Annotated in this window: 14 protein-coding genes; 5 read left to right on the top strand and 9 right to left on the bottom strand. The window is 61.6% G+C overall.

The features are described 5' to 3' along the window. Nucleotides 1–5 precede the first annotated feature (5 nt). From mobF to AC07WS_RS07135, 3 genes are all read left to right on the top strand, one after another. Complete coding sequence (mobF, locus tag AC07WS_RS07145; RefSeq protein WP_494728372.1) at nt 6–2963, top strand: MobF family relaxase; 2958 nt, start codon at nt 6–8, stop codon at nt 2961–2963. Nucleotides 2964–2999: 36 nt separating this feature from the next. After that, nucleotides 3000–3344, top strand: coding sequence for a hypothetical protein (locus AC07WS_RS07140; protein WP_494728371.1), 345 nt, complete (start codon nt 3000–3002; stop codon nt 3342–3344). Between the two features lie 209 nt (nt 3345–3553). Beyond that, on the top strand, nt 3554–4261 hold the full coding sequence (locus AC07WS_RS07135; RefSeq protein ID WP_494728370.1) for a hypothetical protein: 708 nt from the start codon (nt 3554–3556) through the stop codon (nt 4259–4261). A gap of 323 nt (nt 4262–4584) precedes the next feature. Here the strand turns inward: AC07WS_RS07135 and AC07WS_RS07130 are convergent, their stop codons facing one another. The 4 genes from AC07WS_RS07130 to AC07WS_RS07115 form a co-directional block, all read right to left on the bottom strand. Beyond that, a complete protein-coding gene (locus tag AC07WS_RS07130) occupies nt 4585–8682 on the bottom strand; it encodes a hypothetical protein (protein ID WP_494728369.1) in 4098 nt (1365 codons plus the stop codon). Nucleotides 8683–8779: 97 nt separating this feature from the next. After that, nucleotides 8780–9742, bottom strand: coding sequence for a hypothetical protein (locus AC07WS_RS07125; RefSeq protein WP_494728368.1), 963 nt, complete (start codon nt 9740–9742; stop codon nt 8780–8782). A gap of 1 nt (nt 9743) precedes the next feature. Continuing rightward, nucleotides 9744–10055 carry a hypothetical protein gene (locus AC07WS_RS07120; RefSeq protein WP_494728367.1) on the bottom strand — a complete coding sequence of 104 codons (312 nt, stop codon included), beginning with the start codon at nt 10053–10055 and terminating at the stop codon, nt 9744–9746. Nucleotides 10056–10102: 47 nt separating this feature from the next. Beyond that, nucleotides 10103–10669, bottom strand: coding sequence for a DUF4755 domain-containing protein (locus AC07WS_RS07115; protein ID WP_494728366.1), 567 nt, complete (start codon nt 10667–10669; stop codon nt 10103–10105). Between the two features lie 144 nt (nt 10670–10813). Here AC07WS_RS07115 and AC07WS_RS07110 point away from each other — a divergent pair, with 144 nt between their 5' ends. After that, nucleotides 10814–11230 (top strand): helix-turn-helix domain-containing protein, encoded by a 417-nt coding sequence (locus AC07WS_RS07110; protein WP_494728365.1) that lies wholly within the window; start codon nt 10814–10816, stop codon nt 11228–11230. A gap of 280 nt (nt 11231–11510) precedes the next feature. Here the strand turns inward: AC07WS_RS07110 and AC07WS_RS07105 are convergent, their stop codons facing one another. The 3 genes from AC07WS_RS07105 to AC07WS_RS07095 all read right to left on the bottom strand — a co-directional run bounded on the left by AC07WS_RS07105 (nt 11511) and on the right by AC07WS_RS07095 (nt 15086). Then, a complete protein-coding gene (locus AC07WS_RS07105; RefSeq protein WP_494728364.1) occupies nt 11511–12401 on the bottom strand; it encodes a helix-turn-helix domain-containing protein in 891 nt (296 codons plus the stop codon). Nucleotides 12402–12696: 295 nt separating this feature from the next. Further along, on the bottom strand, nt 12697–14565 hold the full coding sequence (locus AC07WS_RS07100; RefSeq protein ID WP_494728363.1) for a DUF4209 domain-containing protein: 1869 nt from the start codon (nt 14563–14565) through the stop codon (nt 12697–12699). Nucleotides 14566–14822: 257 nt separating this feature from the next. Beyond that, nucleotides 14823–15086 (bottom strand): hypothetical protein, encoded by a 264-nt coding sequence (locus AC07WS_RS07095; protein ID WP_494728362.1) that lies wholly within the window; start codon nt 15084–15086, stop codon nt 14823–14825. 395 nt (nt 15087–15481) lie between these two features. On the opposite strand from AC07WS_RS07095, the gene AC07WS_RS07090 reads away from it, so the two are divergent. Further along, nucleotides 15482–16141, top strand: a complete 660-nt coding sequence (locus AC07WS_RS07090; RefSeq protein WP_494728361.1) for an acyltransferase — start codon at nt 15482–15484, stop codon at nt 16139–16141. A 63-nt stretch (nt 16142–16204) separates the two neighbouring features. On the opposite strand, the gene pepA is transcribed toward AC07WS_RS07090, so the two are convergent. Both pepA and prsT read right to left on the bottom strand, forming a co-directional pair. Then, complete coding sequence (gene pepA / locus AC07WS_RS07085) at nt 16205–17113, bottom strand: flocculation-associated PEP-CTERM protein PepA (RefSeq protein ID WP_494728360.1); 909 nt, start codon at nt 17111–17113, stop codon at nt 16205–16207. A gap of 196 nt (nt 17114–17309) precedes the next feature. Continuing rightward, nucleotides 17310–20057, bottom strand: a complete 2748-nt coding sequence (prsT, locus tag AC07WS_RS07080; RefSeq protein WP_494728359.1) for an XrtA/PEP-CTERM system TPR-repeat protein PrsT — start codon at nt 20055–20057, stop codon at nt 17310–17312. Nucleotides 20058–20113: the final 56 nt, after the last annotated feature.

Below are 20113 nucleotides of genomic sequence, written 5' to 3'. Positions count from 1 at the left end.
CCGCCATGCTCTCGATCACGAAGATCAATTCGGCCGCCAACCAGTCGAAGAAGGGCCAAGCCGCGCAGGGCTATCTGCACTACCTCGGCGGCCCCAACGCGACGACGCGGCAGCGCGGCGATTTCGACGACTACGCGCGCGGCACTGGATCGGATGGGCCGGCGCCTTTTTGGGCATGCGGCGGGGCCAGCCTGCTCGGGCTCGCTGGCGCGGCCGATGCCGAACAGGTCGAGCGCCTCGCGCAGGGTTTCCATCCATTGACGGGAGAGCCGCTCGTCAAAGGCGCTGGGCATGGACATGTCATGGGCTTGGACATGACCTTCTCCGCGCCCAAGGACTTCTCCGCCATCTTCGCCGGCGCCGACTCGGCCACGCGCGAGGCATTGGTCAATTGCCTGCAACAGTCCGCGCGCGTGGCGTTGGGATACGCCGAGACTGCGGTGGTGACGCGCCACGGACGCGACGGCGGGATCAGGCGCATCGCCGAGGCGGCCATCGCGGCCTGCTACACCCACTTCGCGAGCCGTGGAGCCTTGGACCCGCAGCTCCACGTCCACGCATTCATGTTCAATGTTGGCAAGCGGCGCGGCTCGAAGGAATGGAGCGCCCTGGAGCTTCGGCCACAGTTCGAGCACAAGATGGCGACTGGCATCCTGTTCCGCGCCGAGCTGGCCCATCAGCTTAGCTCCATGGGGTTCGGCATCGTGCAAGACGGCCCATATTTCACCCTGCTCGGAATCGACGAGACGCAGCGAGAGGCGCTATCGACCCGAAGCAAGCAAATCGCCGCCTACCTGCAAGAGGCGGGCATCGGCGACAGCGCGGGGCCGCGTGAGCGCGAAATCGCCGCGCTGAACACGCGCTCGGCGAAATCGGAGCCAGGCCTGCCGGAGCTGATCGGCCGCTTCGAGGAGAAGGCGGCGAGCATCGGGATCACGCCCGCGTCGGTGGCGGCCATGCGCGCACGTCAGCCAGAGCCGGCGGAGGCTTTCGCCATCGACCATGCCGAGCTGCTTGCCCAGCTCATGGAGTCGCAGTCCTGCTCTACACCGCAAGAGGCCCTCGCCAAGATTTGCGAAAAGGCGATGGGCCATTGGAGCGCGGCGGAGTGCTTGGCCGAGCTCGATCGGTTCATGCAGCACGAGCATGTCATCCACCTTGGGCAGACCGGGCTTCTGACACCAGTGTTCACGTCGAGGGCCACCAGGGACATGGAGGCTGCCATCAGCGCCAAAGTGGGCGACGGCAAGGCGAACGTGGGCCATCGCCTCGCTGCCCAAGCCATCGGCGAGAGATTCGATGCCCTTGAAACGCAGCTTCGCGCAACGCTTGGCGTGGAGGTGTCGCTGGCCCAGCAGCGCGCGGCGGCCCTGCATGTCGCTTGCGAGACCGGCTCCCATGCGTTCGTGGAGGGCTGGGCCGGCACAGGCAAGACGACCATGCTCCAGGCGGTGGGCTCGGCCTATAAACAATCCGGGTTCGAGGTCTTGGGCTGCTGCCAGTCGGCGGCGGCCGCCCAAAACCTCGGCCGCGAGACGGGCATCCCGTCGCGCACGATTGCGAGCCTCCTGCTCTCGCTGCGGAAGGGCCGCGTGAAGCTCACCGCCAAGTCGATCCTCTTCCTCGACGAGGCGGGCATGGTTGGCTCGCGCGAGTTCGCCGCGCTTCAACAAGCAGTCCTCGACGCCGGCGCCAAGCTCGTCGCGGTCGGCGATCCCAAGCAGTTGCAGCCCATCGACGCGGGAGGCATATTCGCCGCCCTCATGCGCGAGCATGGCAAGGCCGAGATATCCAACATCCAACGCCAGCGCACGGACTTCGAGCCGCTGCTGGCATGGCTAGACGCCAGGGCGCTGCAACGCGATGGCGGGCTGTCAGTCGGCCAGGCCCAAGCGTTGCGGGCGGCTCCCGAGGACGCGCGGCTGGCCGCGATCGAAGCCATCTGCGCCACGGACGCCAAGCTCTCCCGCGCATTCAGCCGATGGCGGGACCGCTATGATTTCCAGTGGATGCGCGAGGCTGTCGAACTCTTCGCCACGGGCGAGGCCAAATCCGCTTTGGGGCTGCTCGACGCCCGTGGCCGCTTGAAGCTGATGCCAGGCCAGGAGGAAGGCTATGCGGCGCTGATATCCGCATGGTCGGCCGATCGGACGCCCCTGCGCGAGAAGACCATCGTCGCGGGCACGCGGGCCGAGGTCGCGGAGCTCAATCAACGAGCGCGCCAAGAGCTGATGGCGGCCGGCCACATCGACGCCTCGCGGGAGATCGAGGTCGAGATCGTCCACCGCGACGAGACGACTGACATCAGGCGCTTCGCGCCAGGGGATCGGATCGTCTTCACCAAGAACGACAGGCCGCTGGGCGTCGCCAACGGCGTGACGGGCGCGATCAGCGACATCGACATGTCCCGGCTTGGCGGCCCCTTGATCGCGGTCGAGCTGGACTCCCCGAACGAGCGCGGCGATTCGATCGTCCACATTCCCGCCTCGTTCGGCCGCTTCGACTTGGGGTTCGCTTTGACCACGCACCGCGCGCAAGGGCGCACGCTGTCGTCGGCGCACGCCTTGGTCAACCCGTCGATGGGGGACCGCGAATGGAGCTACGTCGCGGCGAGCCGCTCTCGGTTCGCCACCACGCTCTATGTCAACACCGCTTTGCTCTGCGTGGTCGATCCTGAAAGCCACGCTCCGGGCGACGTCGAGCCCACATCCCGCGAAGCCATCATCGACGCCTTGGCCTCCCGCATGCGGCGCAGCCGGGCCAAAGGCACCTCGCTGGACTATGCCGGCGCGCCTGATGTCAGCCCGAGCGCGCCAAACCAAGCGGCGCCATCGGCATCGGCACCAGCACCGGCACCGGCACCGGCACCGGCACCGGCAGGCCAAGCGTGGGCGGCGACTAAAAAATTCTTCGTCAACCTGCGCACGAAGGCTTTGGGGAAAGGCCGAGAACTTGCGCGCTGACATCAATCAGCATTCGACAACCACTGTGGAGACGCCATGAGCGAAAAATTAGAAGAGCAAGGATGGGATCGCGCGCAGCTCACATTGCGGCTACCAAGCGCTAGGCTCGCGCGCCTGCGGGCACTGGCGAACAAAATGGGCGGACACGCCACACCGACGGATGCCGTCGTCCATGCGATCGACATTGCCGCCGCCCAGTTGGACGCCTCCGCGATCGAGGCGCGGCTCGACGCCATCGAGGACGAGTTGGGCGAAATGTCTGCTGAGCGCCAGCGCGACACCGATCGATTGGAGGCCGCGATCCTCGCGATTGGGCGCAGCCTTGGCGAGCTTCACTCATTGATATCAGACATCGCGAGCCAAGAACCCGACGAGTCCTGATTGTGTTGGCGCCGTTTCAAGCGGCGGGACATAAATATTGCGGCGGGTGCTCTTTCGGGTTATTATATTTTCAAGGCGCCCGCCTAAGTTCTGGTCAGCTTGAAACGGCATTTTCCGCATCGATTCAAAACCGCTTCCAACCGTCTGACTTTCCCGACTGTTCGATAGCAACAAAACGACCAGTGTGCCCGAACAGCATGGAGAAAATCATGACGACACTCGTTAGCTCGGCGGCCTATGCCGCAGCAAAATCCTTGGCCGCATCAGGTCATACCATCAAACGTTCCATCATAGGCGAAGTCTTGGCTGCCATGCTTGGCTACCAAACCTATGCGGCTCTTGTCATGGAAGAGAGCGATGACGACTTGGACTACCACTTGGACGATGCCGAAATGCTGGTCTTGAACCAAGCTGCGGCGGAGCAGCGCGCCAACGCGCTTGGCATCACTGCGATTCCCGTTGTCATCCACGCATGCGTCTCCGCTCTGCAAAGCGCCACGACCACGCCCGTCTATGAAGACATCGACCAATTCTATGACTCCTACGGTCGCGAGACGTTGATCGACACAATCTCGTCGTCCGACGACGTGTCGGCCGCAATGTCTGAAACGAATGCCTACTTTGACAGCGACCCGGAGGTTCCCGAAGAAATGCCCGCCACCGAAGACTTATGGAGCGAGCGAGAACAATGGTGCATCGAGGCGCGTGGACAAATGAAGGGCGGCCACGATGTCGAAAGCGACCGGATGTTTTCCGGGGACACGTTGAATTGCTTTGCCAAGCTGACCTTTACCAAAGCCGGCCGGGCGGGACTGATTTTGACCGATAGCGAAGGCTATGGGGGCGTGGATGACAGTTGGCAGATGGCCGACCTCGAGGACGAGGCTGCTTACATGGCGAGCTTGGAAGGCCAGTAAGCTGCTCAGGTTGGCGATCCCCGATCGCTAACCATGCGGTGCGCCTGCGGTGCAGCGACCGCAGGCGCACCGCCGAATTGGCGGGCACCGCGCTTGCACCGCGAAGCGATGCGTCGGGTATATAACCATAAAAAGGCTTGCAGAACGCCACATTGCACCGCAGCCGCACCGCGTGAATCACATGCCGTGAAAGCACGATTGACTGGGGATGCTTAGGCTGCGCCCCCCTCAATCAACTTATGGCGCAAGATTTCAGCCCTGAGCTCCCTGCCCATTGCATCGAACAGTGATGTCCGCCATGGCAATGGTCCTGTCTAGCATGCTCACGACTGCCGCGCCGAGAAACTATCGATTGCGTTTCGCTGGCTTGATATTTTCTCCAAGCCGCCAACAAGCCCTGGAGGGATCGATGCACGGCATGCGGCGCAGCCCGCCAACAAGAGATCCAGTAATTTCTTGGCCGCCGGCGCCTTGCTATTGATGGCGGATTCGAGTGTTGAAATGGTCAGACGCGGATTCACAAGCAACGCCGGTGTGGAAATGTGCTGGCGCCATTGGTTCGCGAAGGCCGCAAAGAATGCCTCCAACGAATAGTCAAAGACCATCTGAGCAGGGGAATGCAGAAACCAAACTAGGAGAGCGGCCTGTGCGTATAGCGTGTCACCGGGGTTTCGTTGGTCGCTGGCGAGAAATTTCGCAGCGGCGCCGACGTTCGCGAAAGATAGAGGCACAGACCTCATGACGGAATAAGCCGCTGCCGCGTTGACCGCGAAATGGGGTGTCAAGCCTTTGATGATCGCTTTGAAATCCTCCGCGCGCGGACGACCACTCAAATCCGCATCCCATTCATTGGCGAGGGATTCTGCTGATCCTTTTATGATCGTCCTCAACACCAGAGCCATCAAAAAAAACCACGTGATATTTGACGAGTTCAGTGGCAGGTTGGCGACATCCATGTCTCTCGGAAGTTCGGTAGCTATGCTTGACTCGGCCTTTCTGGCCTCGGCAGTTCGCCATGTCGCGACTTGAAGACGATACGCGCAGTCCGCCATGGCATTAAGATGGCCATTTTTCACGGCCCGCTCAAGCTTCAATATACTAAACTGGAAGCCGGCGATGGCGTTGTTAGACACTTCAAGATCGAGGGCCAATTCCTTTAGCCCGTCCGCTTCGACTCCAACTTTATGCGCCACGTCCAATATCAGGTATGCCGCGATGACAGGAGGGCCAGCGGGAAGGGTTTGGTAGCCGGCTCGATCAATGTCTGGATTGCTTGAACTGCCTACGAAGGGCTCGCTCCCTCTTGTGTTATCGCCTAGGAAGTATCCCTGCAACCACAAAGCGGTGTTGCCGAGATTCTTCTGAGCTGCGAATTGGAAAAACTCCGCATAGCGGTCGTAATCGCCTTTGAGCGCCGCCGCCGCAACCGTCAACGATTCCACCATCTTATGCGCGTCGCCATGTTTGAACCAGCAATACGCGGCGTCAAGCTCAAACGCCGCAGCCGGCACTCCCGCAGGCATTCGCCTGGCCTCCGCCGCCCCGCATTGCAGCCATTTTGCGGCCTCCTCGAAGCTACCAAGCTTCCCAGCGGCGATTGCGGCCTTCCGCATCGAAAATCGATTGCGCCACCGCAAAGACGCGTCTATTTCGTCCGTCGTTTCGCCAAAAATCTTGCGCCACAAAAGCACAGCGGCCTCAAAATCGTCGCGACGAAACAACACGTTCGCTTCCTGATCGGTCAGGATCACTGACCTGCCATGCAAATCGGACCCTCGGATCGTCTCCAAGGCCTTTTCGCTATCGCCGAGCTGCTCATCATAGATGATGGACAGTGTTTTAACGGCGGCGGCGCGAAGCTGTTCGCACTCCCAATTCTTGGCTAGGGTCTGGGCCTTTTCCAAAACACCGATGATGGCCGGCCAGTCTTTGCTCTCACGCTTTAACTCGCCAAGCCATGCGCTCTCCACCATGGAGATTCCCGCGCGAGCGTAAGGTCCATCGAAGGCCTGCAGCATTTGCCCCCGTGTAGCGCTTTCAATCTCATCCAGAGCGACCAGAAATTGATCCAGATGCTCCGCGCTATGGCATCGCGTCTGAGCTGCCGCGAACAGCCATGCCAGGACAGGAATGTTCTCATCCATACCAGGAATCGGCGGAGGGGTGGGAATGTCGAGCGCAAGTTGCAGTTCCTGATATCGGGAAGCATCCCTGATCGCCCCTATCACCAAGGAGGGCGGAAGCTCCCCTTCCATGCAGCAAGCGATCGAGAGCCCACGAATGACCTTGGACCTCGCCTTCTCCTCCTCATCCGAGATTTGCTCGATTTCCCATCCCCAGTTCTCAGCGATGGAGGTCAGCTTGTCGTGTTCACAAACCTTCGCGATTCTGAATTGAATGATCCTCAAAAGGACCGAGCATCGCCTGTCAAAGGGGATGGCGAATTTCAAGCCACCTGCCCCGATGAGCAGCAGCACCTCCAAAGCCTCCGCCAACTGCGGAACTTGATCGAAATCCTCGGACAGCAAATTCTTGAGGAAGCCCGCGATCCTCTTAGTCTCTTTCCCAGCGAACGCGTGGAGGAAGATGCCCCACGCCTCGTCGGCTCGGATCGTTTTTCGGCCAATGAAGGCATCAAACAAAATTTGATGGGCCGTGCACACACTTTCCTCAGCCCAAATTTTCTGCGCTTGGCCATTCAACATCGTAGTGACGCTATACCTGGCGTCACCACGATGCTCGATCCATCTTCCCGCTAACCTGTCAAAACTTTCCCCAGGAGCCGTTATCGATAAACCGGCCCCAACGCGCAGCGCGACCGCTCTGTCGAACGGAATCGTCGCCATGCTCAGCGCATATAAAAACGGCCTATCAGTGTCGTTGACTGCTTTCGACGCCACAAGACGCGCGTGAGTCCGCGCCTCTTCAATGCTTGTCGGCGCCACGACGATCGCGTCGCCCGTGACCTCTGGCCAGCCGCTGTCTCGCAGCTCCAAGCCATGCAAGTAGACCAGCTTTGGATGGCCGTTCCCCGACTGCAAGAGGGATATCTTCGCCCAGTGGGTCGCTTTCTCCGCAGGGCATCCTAGCTCGAAAAAAAACTGCTCGACCTCGGGGTGGGTCAACTCGGGTGCCGACAAAACTTTGATTTGAGCCGCCCGGAATCGAGAATCCACCGCGTCGTCCGAAACCCCTTTTGCCGTCAACAGCAAGACCGCCTTCGCTTGGCGGCACGACGCGATCAACGCGCGTATGATGATCCAGATGTGATCCGTCATGCCTTGAGCTACCGGGACGTTGTCCAAAATGACGCACTTGGGTGGCTCGACTCCGCGCGCTGCAATGAGGGCGTCTTCCAAAGCCGTCGCGATGGACGATTCATCTGGATAGGCGGTCAAGTCCACCCAGCGCACCTTTCCGCTAACCTGATGCCCAAGGATGCTGGCGATGGTGGTCTTACCCCGCCCTTCGGAACCAACGATCAAGACAGCTGGCGAGTTGAACAGGCTGCTTGCCACCGCCGCTATAAACTCGGAACGAGGAAGATGGGGACGCTCAAGCGGAGGCAACTCGTTGCTCACGGCGGAGGTCAAGAATGAAGTCCGCTGTGAGCCTGATGCGAGCATGGAGTTCAACGACGCAAGAATATTGCTCGTGATGGGAACCGGCAGGGTAGTGCTTTGCTCAAAAACCAGCTGAAAGTCCTCCGGCGTCAAACTCCTTGCCTGAGGCTCTTTCCTGACGGCGACCTCGCGACACTTCGCCAAAAGGCTATCCACGGCTTTTGCGGAGGCTTGGGCCGTTATCCGCTCCTGCGCGCCGCGTTGTATCGCCATTCGTTGGACCGCGACCTGGACAGCTTCGATGCCGGCCTCGCCAGCCACCCATTCAATGCGGCAGAACAATTCCTCAATTAATTGGTCGTCTTGGGAGGTTTTGAGAAATGTCGTCAAAGACGCGTCGCTGAGCGTTTTTTCCAAATGGGTCGCCAAGCGCCTGGCCGCGCCGCTATCGCCAGCAGCCGCATTGCTCCAAAGCTCAAGCCCCTTTTCCTCGCCGAACGCCCTGTCGCGCTCATGTCCTATCTCGCCACGAGTCAAAAATCGCAAGCTGAGCTTTCCTCGATTGGGATTTCTCCTTCTCGCAGCCCAAAAATTTTGAATGGTGTCCTTCACTTCGGCCGAGTTTAGGGTGATGGCCGTCGGGGAATTTTTGACTTGCGCCATCAAGACGCCAGAATCGCTGGCGATGTCGTAGTCTTCCGCGCACTCAATGTAAAGGATGTCGCCAGGATTTAGAAGCATCCAGGCTTCCACGGTGCGCCATATTTGATAGTCGTATCCCAAAATGGAATCGGTGGCCTGCCGCTTGGCTTCGCCCAATAAAGGCGCCTTTTGTCCAGCAGGGCCTGATAGGCTCATTTCGATTCCTTATTGATAAGCATCTCCGTTGTCAACCTGAGTTTTGGCAGGTTGGCAAATTTTACATGAGCGTCGTTGGGTTGGCGAACTCTCTGCGCTACGGAAATTTTACCTCCCATTTAGCCAGCAGCGCGAGATTGGCCTTGCGCGCCTCGCGCAGTCTAGCCTCATAGGCGTCCGGCGCCACGGAACGCCGCTCGGCCTCGACCTTCTCGCGCAGCCTCTCGATGCTTGGGGCCGATGCGCACAGCCGCTTGTAGATCGCCATGCGGCGGTCCACCGGAGGCCTCAACTCGTAGTTGAGCAGGCCCGCGTCGTCGCAGGCTGCGGGGCTGTCGAACATGTCCGCCGGCAGGGCCGCCGCCACCTCGTCGCTCCACGGCTGCGGGCCGTTGAGCAGGTTCACGATGGGCGTCTGGCCTCGGACCTTGAACCCGGCCAGCGCGAACAACCGGATGGCCCTGACATCGGCCTGCCTGATCGCGTTCGACAAGCCCGAGTAGTCGTAAGAGTAGCCGCGCGCCGCCAAGTCTTTTTGCGGATCGCGCGAGTTGGCGACCAGCGCGTCGAGCTTGCCATTGGCCGCCGCCATTCCTCGGCTGATGTCAGCCGTGTTTTTCGACAGGGCCAGCAAGGACTCCTGCCACTCGCGGGCGGCGGGGAACCGGCCCGCGATCAAGCCGCCCTCCGACGCCCGCGCCACCGACGCGAAGCCGATGGCGGTGACTCCGATCAAGATCGCAGTCGAGAACTGCCACGCCGGCCGACGCCACAACGCGGAGCGGCCGTCCCTGCGCGCTGAGAAGCCCAACGAGGCGAGCAGCCGGCCGGCGAGGCCGGGGGCGAAGGCCGCCACAAGCATCAGCAGCACCAGCGCGCCGGTCGCCGAATACACCAACGTCGGCACCACGGCCAACTTCGGGGCGAGGAAGTCCATGGCCGCGACGAACGAGGCCGAGGCCACGACCACGGCGTTGACGACGACAAGGTGGGTCTTGACGAAGCCATACAGCCCCGCGAGCGGCTCCCCGGCCGCCCCGCTAGATTCGAGCGCGCCCATGTCAGCCTCCGGGGCCAGCGAACACCCAGCCCTCGCTCTCCTTCTTGAAGCGTCCGGTCACGCGCCCCATCGGCCCATCAAACTCGCACGAGAAGCCGCCAAGCTCCGCCTTCGCGCACTTGACCACCTTGACCTTGTCCAGCTCCGCCTTCTGATCCGCGACGGCCGCTTTGCCCCCCATCATTTCGATCTGTCTCGACATCGCCTCCCGGACGTTCGCGTCGCTCGGCGCGGACTCTCCGCAGCCCGTCAAGGCCAAGGCGGCGAGAGCCGAGGCGACGGCTGACATCAGTTGTTTTGTTTTGTTGCCCATGCTGTTCTCCATTCGATTTGTGTTTTGCGTGATGCCCAGCGTCGCCATCAGGCAGCAACGCCGCCCTCATTGATTTCTTGACGCAGCAGTTCCATCCAACGCGCGCGGACCATTGGTTCTTTCATCGCGACGCGCCACTGCGGCCGCTCCAAGTCCTTCACGTTCAGGAACAATCCGGTGTTGGCCTTGGCCTCGCGGGCCATGCGCGCGCTCGCGCCGGCCGCCGCGATGCCGTTGGCGACGCCAAACGCCGGCACCACCGTGCCCGCTTTCTGCGCTTGGATCGCCCAGTCGCGGATTTGCTCATAGCTGTATGTTTGCCATGCGCCATCGGCAAGCAATGCCAGCTCGCGCTTCGCGCGGTTGAGGGCGATGCCCGTGCCATCCTCCGCATGGTCGAACCCCGTCCCTTGCGCGACTCCCGCCGCGTCGAGCATCGCCTTGTGCAGCTTCTCGCGCTGCCCCGCGCGGTGGACGACGAACCACACGAGCGCGCCGGCCGGCACCCATGCAAAGGCGAACACGCCCAAGGTCGCGAGCCCACCGCCCGCGAATGGCACGAACATCGAAAAGACCAACCCCCAAATCACGAAAACCGTCGCGAAAAATCCCATATTCCTCTCCTCCTATGTTGGAAGCGGGCGTCTGCCCGCCCGCCTAAAACGCATAATAAACCAATTTGGTTGACACTCGACCTTTTGAGTCCTTCAAAGCATCTAGATGGGTCTCCACCATCTAGGTTGAACGAGGAGACCCATTTGTTTTACTTCTACACATACGACGGAAAGCCGCCGCCATCGCCTGCCGAGGCCGAGGAGCGCGCCGCTTTCTTGCGCAAGGCCATCGGCCACGAGATCGGCGCCGCCAGGCAGCGGGCTGGCCTGACGCAGGAATCCGTGGCCGAGCTGCTCGGCATCGGGCCAGAGGCCGTGTCCCGCATGGAGCGCGGCGTCGGCTCGGTCAACGGCGAGCGCTTGGTCGTCCTTGGCGAAATGTTCGGGTGCAGCTCGGCCGAGCTGCTCATGGGCGCGAGCGACTCGCTCCCCGACCAGGCTGTGCTCATCGCCGAGCAGCTCGCCAAGCTCGATCCAGCCGATAGGGACTTGGTTGTCGATTTCGTCAAGACACTTACGCGCCGCTTGGAGCCGAAGAAGCCGGCCAAGGCCAAGCGCTGATATCGGCCAATCAAGACCTGCCTTGGCAGGCCGATATCAGCGCGCAATCCACAGACGCAAATTACAGGCGCGCGCCGCGCGTGGCTTGAATCCATGCGACAACGCATCGGCCTTTTACAAATGGCAACACATTTGGAGCTGCGAGAAGCCTCGCCCGCTTAGCGTGTCGGCTCCATCCTAGGGCTGCGTCGTGGCGGGCTGGGTGTGATGTGAGTGCGAGCGGGGATTGGGAGCTGGCAGCCAAGCGTGGGCAAGCTGCCATGCCGCGACGCGACTAGGGTTAAGCGAGATGCGCGCCGACTGGCCGCCCAGCGTCTATCACGGCTGCCGCGCGCGCGGCCCCATCGGCTCGGAGCAGCCCCCGCAGAATGCTCGGCTGCATGCCGGCCGAGGTCTTGAACGACCGCGTCATGTGTGACAGGTCGGAGAATCCCGCCTCGATGGCGATGGTGGTGAGGCTGTCGTCCGAGCCCAGCCTGTCGGCCGCCCTCAGCATGCGCGCGGCCTGGCGCAGCGTTTCGGCGGTCACCCCCTCGGCTTTGAGCTTGCGCTCCAACGAGCGCTGATGGCAGCCAAGCATGCGGGCCAGGTCGGCGACCGGCATCGAACCCTCGCGCTCAAAAATCCAAGCGGCCTCGGCGGCTGCCGAGCCGCGCACGCCGAGTTGCTCGGCCACGGTCGCGAGGCTTGTCCGTGGCGGCTCAGCGAGCTTCGAGTTGCGGCTCACAAAGGATAGCAAGCCATCGAACATCGCGAGGGTGCCCACGCGGCAAGGGGCGGGATCGGCCGCCTCGACCAGCATCCTCCGCTGCGCCACCACCAAGGGATCGCGCTCGCCGCCGCTTGGCATCGAGACGCTCGTCCGCACGGCGATCCCCGCCGAGGCGTTGTAGGCGTTGAATCCAGCTATCACAACGGCGGGCGTCATCAACCTGCTGATCGTTCCCACGCCCGGCGCCAAGTCGGTGAGGAGGAACTCCCGGATGGCGGCGTCGATCTGACCCTCGGTGGCGCCTTCGGCCGCGCGCGCCCGGCCGGCTGCGTTGTAGCGCTCATATGGGAGATGGCCGTCAATGATGTGCGCGACCGTCGCGGCGAAGCGCGAAATTGGCGTCCAGCCGGAGCGGCCTTCGAGCGCGTGGACCACGACATGATATGCGAGCGAGTTCATGCCGGGCGTTGGCGCTTTCTATCATGGGTGGGTTGTGGTGGCGGTGGGCCAGTAGAAACGAATCCACCGCGACATCGCTCGGAGGCTTGCTCCGAAGCGGCGTGTGAAAGCCGCCAGCTTGTCGGAGTGTCGATCCTTTTTTATATTACAACAGGCAACTCCGCCAAGGTGGCTTGTCGGCTTGCTGCTGTTGCTCGTCGCTGGATATTTTCCATGCTGTCGCATGGATTCAAGCCACCCGTTGGGGCATGGGGTATATTGCCCGGACTTTTTGACGCCGAGCCCCAAGGATTGCTCAATCGGGCGAGCTTGGCGACTGATCCGTTTTCAGGATCTCCGATTCAGGCGACTTTTGCTCGTCGGGTTGCAGGTGCCCAAATATCCGAATCGCCAGCAACGAGTGGACGACCCAATTAGCCATGCCCAAGCCAAAGGCGTCGGGGCTGGCGAGACCGTGGGCCACCTTGTTCCTAAGGTTCATCCCCTTGGGGCTGGTGTAGAGCGCGCGCAGGTGCAGCCGGAACGCCGGATGGGCCTTCTCCTTGAACACCGGGTTCATCAGCAACGTCCCCATGCCAAGCGTCTCGAAGCCCCCCTCGTGTTTGTTGCGTCGCATTGGCGACTCGCCATAGGCGCGCAGCATTTCACGCAAGCCAGCCTCGACCTGGGGCACAAGAACATGAATGGCCTTCACGTGGTCGCCCGTGAACCACGCCTCGATGCCCGCGCGCAGTAGGCCATGCGACCGTGGAGGGAACAAGTGGCTCTGGGCCAGCAATTCAAGCAGCGCCTCGGCGTCCACGCTCCAACGAGATTTGAGCCGAGCCAACGCCTGGTGGAGCCAAGGACTGCCTGCGCCGATGTGGTTGGCGGCAGCGTTGATAATCCGGCCGGGCATGTCGTCTTTGACCGAACCGATGGTCGCAGCAGTGAAGCCGTGGTCGTCCATAAGCGTGATGGATATCATCGCGTGCATCGGCGCGTTGGCGGCGATCTCCTCGATCTCTCGGCGCAAGTCCTCGGGCTTTGATATCAGGTGGAAGGCGATCCGGCCAACCGCCAGCTTCGGCGAGTCCGCCGTCAGCGCGTCGAGCCACTTCTCCATCTCCTCGGCCGTCACGCTGATCTCAGTCGAAGACAGCTTCATCGACTTTTGCGCCTCGTCGCTGCGCGCCATGATGGCCGCGTCCACGCGGGAAGCGTCCTCGGCCAGATTGTTGTCGCGGTAGCGCGCGCTGAGGTCTTCGAGCCAGGCGATGGCCGTCATCGCGTTGGCCTGCTTCGCGAACGCCTCGAACGCTCCGCCGGCTTTCCTCAACGCCGCGATGCCCAGCTCGGGTTTGCGGGCCTTGGCTCCCCAGCGGGCGATCCTGTCGGCGGCCTGCAACGCTTGGTGCGGGTCGAAGCGCTGCGGGTCGGCGATGTTGGCGCACGCGTCGAGGGACTCTCCAAGCCATCCAAGAAGCTCGGCGCGCTCGGCGTCAGTTAGGGGCAAGCCCTTGCGGTCGAAGGCGAGGTCGTCGATCAGCCACCACTGGAACGCATGCCCGGCGGCCCGGTTTGCGCGGTTGAAGTCGAAGGCCGCCGCCTTGGCGCGGTCGATCAGCGCTTGGTCCTTGATGGAGATCGCGAGGCCCAGCGCCCGATCCAAGAAGCGCCACGCTTGGAGCAGCTTCAAGGGATCGGCCGGATCGTGCAGCTTGACCGAGTCCAAGTAGGCGACGACGGCCCGCTGCGCCAGCTCTCGCGGCAACTCGATCTGAGTCTCGCCAGGGTGGCCCTTGTTCCAAATTCTGCCGATCTCCCACGCCAGGTCGGCGTAGCGTGCGCGAAGGATCGGGTGCGGCGTCTGCTCGGAGCGGAGCTTCCAGTATTCGATGACCTCGGCCTCGATCTGCCTGGCGTCGGGGACGTGGACCTCGTTGCCGGCATGGTCAACGCCCGACGACACCGGCCCGAAGTAGGAGTCCCACGGCCCACGGTCGGCGGGCGTCGTGGTCATGAAGCGGTGGCCGACAATCTCGGCCACGCACCCGCGCCGTTCGTCATTGGTCAAAGCGGCGACCTCGGGGATCAACGATTCGAGCTCACCCGAAAGCGCACGAGTGTCTATCCATGTCTTTCTGGATTCATACTCCTCAATAAGAGAACCGAGCTTGCGCAAGATTACTACGGGCATATATCAATCTTGAAGTAGGGAGGGGATGAAATTTCCGCCCCTTGACTTCCGCTTTGAAAAAGATGAAAAACTTTAAAAACCACTAGGAGCTGCGATGAATACAAACTTCACATTTGTCCAACTTCTCCAAGCTGCCTCCCCAATGAACATTCGGGTCAACCCACATGATCCCTTTGACGTTGCTGCGGCGATTGTGGCTGTGTGCTTGACCACCTATATTGTTTTTACTCTTTATCGGCTCGCTAAGAGCTAAAGAACATTTTTACGACCGCAGCCAGCACAAATTGGAAAAGAAACAACCCAATGGCCGTCAATATTTTTTTAAAATTCCCAGCGTTCGCCGTGATGAATTTCCAAAATTCCCACATCGCCTTGCCTGTTATTCCAACAAACAAAAGTCCGATTATTGCAATGGTCCATGAGGGCGACATCTTAAATTCTGGCTTGATGAGAAACCACTCAACCACAACAGCTAAAAACGCAGCCGCATAAAAAATTCCATTCATAACGAATCTTTCTATTGGGAGCAAAGCAGTAGAGTCGCAAAATACGACGTGGAATGATGTTCATGTTGCAAATATAGCATGTTGATGGGTGAGTTTGTAAACCAAAAAGTGATACACTTCGTGCCACACCCTTGAACCAGCTCCCGGAAGTGCCAATCCGCGATTGCCCTTTAGGTTCAACGGCTTGGCCTGAACCGAGGAGAAACGGGACGCTCATCCTGTCCCCGCAACCAAATTCGAAGCCGTTGATGCCGTCAGGTATCAGCGGCTTTTTCATTTGCGCGCCTTTTGATCGGGATCAAGGATCGCTTGCATAGGCTTTGGTACGCGAGGCAAACCGGCGACTGGAAAACCTCCCTTTTCCTATAATCGGCGTTCTTGTGGGGAGTTTTTTCATGCGAAAAATCAGACCTTCCGCGATTGTTGTTTTCTTGTTCATGCTGGCGCTGGTGTTGCTGCTGGCGGTGCTGAGCGCCTACTGCGGCGTGGGAAACATTCCCGGCCTGGGCGACTTCCGGGGCGTGGCCGTCACCGCGGCGGCCGTGGTCCTGGTCTACCTGTACGGCATGCTCGTGTTCCGTATCTTCATGTGGGCCTTGCCCTTGCATGATGGGAATATCGAATTCGCTTCCCGGCAGGAGTTCATCTATCAGGTGTATGTGCTGTTTTACCTGATACTGTTCAATTCCCTGATACGCGGCGGCATTATTCCCATCCCCATCATGCGGCTGATCTACCTCGGGCTGGGCGCCCGCCTGGGCGCCAACACCTACAGCTCGGGCATTATTTATGATCCATCGTTTGTGCGGATGGGCGCCAACAGCGTGGTCGGCGAAACCGCCTTGCTGGTTCCCCATGTGATCGAAGGCGATACCTTGGGTCATTATTTCATCACGATAGGCAACCACGTCACGATAGGCGCGCATGCGGTGGTCTTGTCCGGTGTGACGATAGGCGACAACGCCATCGTGGCGGCCAATTCGCTGGTGGCCAAGGGCACGCGCATCGAATCCGGTGAGATTTGGGGGGGCAGCCCGGCGCGCCGCTTGCGATAGGCGCATGAAAAAAGGCCGGCGCTGCAAACGCCGGCCTTGCCGAGTGCGAGTCCTGACCACGGACTATTGCCGTTTTTCGCGCCGGCGGCCGAGCGACCCCATGCCGAAGATGCCGGCGGCCACCAGTGCCAGCGTGGCTGGCTCAGGCACAGGCGTGAACTGCTGGGCGCCGTCGATATTCAATACGAACTGCGAGTCCGTATTCGGGCCGGTCGCGATGCCATTGACCAGCAGCGGCCGCGTGAAGCCAGGCGAGGCGGGGCCGGGGAAGTTGAGCGTGGTGTCGAAACGGCTGCCCGCCAGGGCCGGCGAGACGTAGGTCGCGTTGGTCATCAGCACCGTTCCCGTCAGAGTCGCCGAGCCAACGCCGGTGGCGCCGGGCGTGCCGGACGTGCCGGTCGCGAAAAAGGTCGACAGTTCCGTATCCCACGTACCGGACAGCATGATCGCGCCATCCGTGAACCCCGTTCCGGCCGCCTGATCGGCATCGGGCGAGTTATCGAAATACACCGTCCAGGTGCTGGAGGTGGACGGGGTGAAGGTGATCGCCACCGTCGAGCAGCCTGCGTTGAGGCAGGTGGCCCGTTCGTGCAGGGTGGCGGTGGTGGTCAGCTCGTAGGTGCCGGTGGCGGGGCCGGGTGGCGCCACGCGCAGATCGGGCGTTGCCGACGTGCTGCCGATGGCGGCGGCGAACGCTTGATAGGTCAGCGTGAAGTCGGCAAAATCGCCGGCATTGTTGGCGGGGGTGAGCGTGAAGCCCTGCACCAGGCCCGCGCCGTTTTGATGCCAGTCTATCCCCGTGAAGTTCTGCAGTATGCCGTCGCCGCCCAGGGCGGAGGGGGCGCCCGGTTCGCCCGGGTTGCCGGCAATGAGCACGTTGGCGGCGGTGGTGGTGTTCAGCGTGGTGGCTTGGGCCGCGGCGGCCGAAAATAGCGCTCCCAGCAGAGCGCTTAGTATGCCTAGTTTTTTCATTTTGTTTCCTTCCTAGATGAATGAAGAATCGCTACGCGAGGGGCTTCGAAACTTTGCCAACCAGATGGAGTCAGTCAGCTACCCTCTACTAAGCAAATGCCAAGCCATGTTTGAAGGAATACATAAGCAATTGTTTTGGAAGGGTTTTTTTGGAATATCTCCAGACTGGCGCGGAAGGCTGTAAAAATATTCGACACTACAGGGTGTCCAGCATCGCCTTCACCTCGGCGCGTTTCGGGTAATCCTTGGCGGCGGCCAGCAATTGTTCGAACTGGCGGCGCGCGGCGCGCTTGTCGCCGGACTTCATCAGGGCCAGGCCGAGGTGGTAGCTGATGTCGGCCTCGCCGGGCGCCAGCGCGTTGGCTTGCCGCAGCAGCGGCAGGGCGCGGCCGGTGTCGCCTTTCTCGGCCAGTATCCAGCCCAGCGTGTCGAGGATGCTCGGGTTGGCGCCGGCCAAGCGGTAAGCCTGTTCGGCGGTCGCCTGCGCCCGCTCGTCTTTCTCTTGCAGGTAGGCCCAGGCCAGATTGTTGAGCGCCGCGGCATTCTTCGGGTCTTGCCGGACGATGGATTCGAACTGGCTGATCGCCGGCTTGTATCGCCCGCCCACCAGATCGGCGCTGGCCAGGTATAGCCGCATGCTGAGCTCGGTTGGGTGCTGCTGCTGCCACTGGGCGGCATGCAGGCTCGCTTCCCTGGTCTTGCCCGCCATGAGCAGGGCCTGGTGGATCTTGATCGCCAGGGGCGGCAACTTGCTCATCTTGAATGCCTGTTCGTAGGCGCGCAGCGCTTCCTGCGGCTTTTGCCGCGCCATCCAGATGTCCCCTTCCAAGGTCAGCCCCGCCGGCAGATTGGGCCGCTGGCGCTGCACGTTCTGTGCAATCGCCAGCGCTTCCGGGTAGTTTTTTCTCTCCACCAGCAGCGTGGTCGCGAGGACTTGGGCTTCGAACCAATCCTCTTTTAAGCGCAGCGCCTTTTTGACCGAATCGAGAGCGCCGTCGTTGTCCTTGAGGGCGACCTGGGCATAGGCGATGCGCAGCTGCACGGCGGCCGATGCCGGCTGCAATCCGGCCAGCCTGGTATAGTTTTCCAGCCCGGCTTCGTAGTTGCCGTTCGCAAGCTGTATTTGCGCCAACAGCGCCAGCGCGTCGGGATCGGCCGGGTGGCTGGTCAGCAGCGCCTGGGCCAGCTTCAGGGCTTTTTCCTTGGCGCCGGAACGCTGGTAAAGATTCGCCAGCAGCAAGGCCGGCGTCAGGGCATCGGGATGTTCGGCGGTGGCGCGCTCCAGCCAGCGCATTGCTTCCGCATGGTTATTCTGTTCCAGGGCGAGCCTGGCCAGCGCCGTCATCAGGCCCACGTTCTTCTTGTCCTTGGCCAGCGCTGCTTCGTAACGTTGGCGCGCCTGCCCTGGTTTCTTTTCCGCCAGGTCCATTTGCGCCAGGTTTTCAAGCGCCGGCAGGTAGGACGGGTCCAGCGCCAGCGCCCGCTCGAAGCCGACGCGCGCACCGGCCAGGTCGTGCTTGGACAGGAGGATGCCGCCCTTTATGTTTTGCACCAGCGGATTTTTCCCGTCATGCTGCTCCATCGCCGTGATCGCTGCCCAAGCCTTGTCGTATTCCTTGTTGCGCAAATAGGTCATCGCCAGCAGCATGCCGGCCCGGCCGCTCTTGTCATCCCTTGTCGCCTGTTCCAGCTCGACCACGGCGCGCGCCGATTCGCCGGCGCCCAGGCGGCTCAATCCCAGCGAGGTGTGCAAGCTGGCCGTCCGCGGCGCCAGGTCGCTGGCGGCCTGGAAGTACTCGGCCGCCTTGACGAAATGCCGGCCCTGCATCTGCGCCTGTCCCGCCAGGGCCAGCAATTCCACGTCTGTCCGGTTTGCCTCCAGCAACGGTTCAAGCACGACGAAGGCGTCGTCGGACTTGCCGCTCTTCATGAGAAGGCCGGCCAGGCGCTTGCTGGCGTAGACGTGGTGCGGGTTTGCGTCGAGGAATTTGCGCAGCGATAGCTCGGCCTCCAGATATGAACCCATGGCCAGTTGCACCGATCCCATCAGGAGGATGCTGGGCATGTGATCCGGCATCACCCGCAATATCTGCTGCAAGGCATCGCGGGCCGCCGGATATTTCGCGTCCCGAAAATCAAGCAAGGCTTGCGTGTAGAACACCTGCAGGCTGTTGGGCGCGCTCTTGCGGGCGGCGTCGATTTCGGCGCGCGCTTCGGCCAGTTTGTTGCCTTGAATTAGGAGCGTGGCGCGGTCGACGTGCGCTTGGGTATTGTTCGGCCGCAGCGCCAGGATGTGCTGGTACGCCAGCAGGGCTTCCGCTTCTTTTCCTTGCACGCGCAATAAATCGCCCTTGAAACGCAGGCATTCGATATTGTCGGGATGCCTGGCCAGCGCGCGTTCGATGCGTTGGGCGGCGATATCCAGGCGTTGCGACAGCGCGGCGATTTTGGCCTGGCCCAGCATGGCGTCGGCCAGGTCCGGATTTTTCGCCAGCAAATCGTCGAACAGCATTTGCGCTTGCGCTGTTTCGCCCAGTCCCAACAGCGCGTTGGCGCGCAATACCAGCAGCGCCGTTTGGTGTGGGCTGGCAGGGTCCGGGTTGACGTCATCGAGCAGCTTTTTGTACTGCCCCTGCATCAGCAGCACCTTGCCCAGGTGTGGCTGGATTTCCGCCGCCGCCATGCCCAGCGTCCTGGCCTTGCGCAATTCCTTTTCCGCCGAGGCGGCGTCGCCCGCTTCGATGTAGACCTCGCCCAGCAGGAGGCGGGCGCGGGCGTTGTTGGGCGTTTTCTGGAGGGCGTTTTTCAGTTCGATGATGGCCGCCCGAGTTTCGCCCTTGGCGCGATATTGCCTGGCTTCGGCCATCAGCGAGTCGGTGTCGCGCGCGCCGTGGCAGGCGCCCAGCGTCAGCGTCAGCAGCATCGGGGCGAGGAATCGGGTCATGCTGCTCTCCTGGACGGTGGCACCTCCGCGATCTTAGGACGCAATTCCGGCGCTCG

The organism is Duganella sp. GW821-FHT01E12, from assembly GCF_059422325.1.
Note: the sequence above shows the minus strand (reverse complement) of the source record. Positions and strands in the feature narration are given on the sequence as shown.